This window comes from Sulfurihydrogenibium yellowstonense SS-5, assembly GCF_000173615.1.
GTDB lineage: Bacteria > Aquificota > Aquificia > Aquificales > Hydrogenothermaceae > Sulfurihydrogenibium > Sulfurihydrogenibium yellowstonense.
Map to the genome: position 1 here is coordinate 1 of NZ_ABZS01000199.1, position 2,834 is coordinate 2,834.

Here is a 2,834-nt window from a genome sequence, read left to right on the forward strand (position 1 = left end):
TATATCTATAAATTCGTAACCTTTAGTATCAATCTTTTTTGTGTTGATCGCATAAAACATAAATGCATCATCAGAATCCGGACTGTGAGCAACTCTTATTATCATTTTATCCTGGTCAACCAAACTGTACAAAACTACAGTTTGGGTTGGGGTATTTGTATTCCGCCACTTCAGACACTTCCAACCCCAACAGGCGGTATTTTGGAAGTGTCATAGTCCCTATGCCAGGCACAGGAACTAACCTATTAGCCACTGCTATCCAATCCTTTGAAATTATAACACGCTTCAAAGGAGAAAAGTCTCTGTAAGACTTTTCAAGACAGCAGAAGGCTAAGGCTATGGAAAGAACTTGCCAGCTTTTATGTCTACCTGCAGGCAGACCCCTCACCTGTTCCTTCCATTGGTTGACAGGTTTTTGGGTAGCTGTCTTGCTCTTTCCACTTTCTAAACGTGAGACGTGAGACGTGAGAAGTGAGACGTATTTTTGTAGTGTTTTTAGGTTTTTTCTTAGTTTGCTTAATTTACTTTTTAATCTGTTTCTTTTGTATTCATTTTTCTCTTCTTTTAACTTTTGTTTTAATTTTGTGATATTATCTTCAATTTTTGCTATAGTGTATGATAGAAAGTCAGAATCATTTAAAAGTTCTTTGTAATTCTTAGGCAGTCTTTCTTTATATCCCAATCCTCTCCTTGCTGTTACATAAGCTCCTGCTATGTCTTTATCTATGTTGTATTGAGGTGCATATTTTAGCTTTCCTATTGCAGATGTATAGGCAGGGTTGACTTTTATTAATTCTATCCCATTTCTTCTTGCCAGTATTTCTATTTTTTCCAATAATCTCTTATAGCTCCATTTTTGCAGTCTTCCTCTTAATTTTGCTAACCCATCTCCTCTTTTACCTTTTGGTAGTTTCTTTAAATTCTCAATAGCTATAGCTTTATTCTCTTCCTTTGCTGTCTTTATTATCTTATGTGCTATTTGCCATTCTAAATATTGTCTTTTTTCTGAGTTTGCTTCTAATAATTCGTTTAAACTAATGCTTTGATACTTTTCTAAATTTCCGTCTTTACTTGTGAAAGCTAATGCCAAATGAAATGGGTATGCGTTTACATCTATGCCTATTATTCCATTGTCTCTTTTGATTGTAATAGGTGGTAGTTTTTCATCAATGGATATAAAAGCGTATACTTTGCCATTCTTAGTTTTTAATCTAACACTGTATGGAAACCACTGATTTGTCTGATATGCATTTTCAAGCATAAACATAAACTCTATCCATTTATCTTTCTCTCTTTTAACATCTCTAATTACTTTTGCGTAGATATACTGTCTATCTCCTGTGTTTATTCTTAAATACAATTCATCATTTATCCACTGAAATCTTAAATTCAGATTTCCTTGTTTTGTTTTATCTCCTCTTGAATACAAATTCCCTTGTCTGTTTTCTCTCCATTTTATCTTTAATTCTTTTCTTCTTTTACCTGTTAAATGATTTCTCTTTAATTGCTCAAATAATTTCCTTAAGCCAAATACAAGCTTTTTTGGGTTTTGACCTCTTTCTTTGCATGATGTGATTGTTGATTGTGCTAAAAATATAGCATCATCTGAGTATCTTGTGTTTATGTCAAATAGTTTTGATAAATACTTTTTTAAATCTTTTCTTTTTTCACCTTCTAACAATCTTTGATAAGCATATCTCATAGCAGATGAAAATCTACGCATCAAATCTAATACCGCTTCCTTGTCTTGCGTATTTTGAAATTCAAGTTGGCATTGTAGAGTTATCATTTCTCAATCTCAACCATTTCACTTTAAACTTTTTTACAGAAAATAGCAACTGTTGTGAACCTCCATTTATTAATTTCCGCAGACTTCAATAATACTTTCTTTTAAACTAACTAAGAAATAGTCAAGCTCTTCTTCTGTTGTTGATAATGGCGGCATGATTACCATTACATCACCAAGCGGTCTTATCCATATCCCTCTTTTAAGCATTGCCTTTGCCACTTTAAACCCTGTTCTTTCTCCGTATGGATAAGGCTGTTTTTTTTCTTTATCTTTTACAAGCTCAACACCGGCCATAAATCCATACTGTCTTACATCAATAACATGGTTTAACTCTAAGAATTCTTTTAGTCTTTCTTCTAATAATTTAATCTTTGGTTGTAATTTTTCTAATATTTTTTCTTCTTCAAAAAGCTGAATGTTAGCCAATGCTACGTTGCAAGCTACAGGATTTCCTGTGTACGTATGTCCATGATAAAAATGTTTAGCTTCTCCAAATTCTCCAAGAAATTCATCAAAAATTTTATCTGTTGTTAAAGTTGCTGCCAATGGTAAATATCCTCCTGTTATTCCCTTTCCAAGAGCCATTATGTCTGGTTTAACATCTTCTTTTATACATGCAAACATCTTTCCAGACCTACCGAATCCTGTTGCAACTTCATCAACAATCATTAAAATGTTGTATTCTCTACAAATTCTTTCTATTTCTTTTAAATATCCTTTTGGAAATGGTAAAATACCGGCTGCACCTTGAACGCCGGCCTCTAAAACAAAACCTGCAACTGTTTGATGATGCTTAAAAACAAACTCTTCTACTTCGTCTATCAATTTCTTTGTAGTCTCTTCTGTTAAAGCTTTTTCTCTACCGGCTAATTTTACGGCTTGTAAATAAGGAGAAGGTAGTTTATAAACATCAAAAAGGAGAGGTCTATATTTTTCATGGAAAATATTGATGCCACCAACGCTAACACTGCCTATTGTATCGCCATGATAAGCTTCACTCAATGTTATAAACTTGTTTTTTTCTTTCATTCCTTTATTATGCCAA

At 33.1% G+C, this 2,834-nt stretch carries 2 protein-coding genes; both read right to left on the bottom strand.

Annotated elements, in window-relative coordinates; genetic code table 11:
- Nucleotides 1-115 precede the first annotated feature (115 nt).
- The gene (locus SULYE_RS07480; protein WP_007548099.1) at nucleotides 116-1,789 is read right to left on the bottom strand and encodes an IS200/IS605 family accessory protein TnpB-related protein; all 1,674 of its coding nucleotides are present in this window, start codon (nucleotides 1,787-1,789) and stop codon (nucleotides 116-118) included.
- A 69-nt stretch (nucleotides 1,790-1,858) separates the two neighbouring features.
- The coding region (locus SULYE_RS07485) for an aminotransferase family protein (RefSeq protein ID WP_007548100.1) at nucleotides 1,859-2,834 on the bottom strand (976 nt) is incomplete at its 5' end.

Coding starts and splice junctions, on each gene's coding strand:
- SULYE_RS07480 (WP_007548099.1), bottom strand. CDS start 1,789: ATGATAACTCTACAATGCCAACTTGAATTTCAAAATACGCAAGACAAG.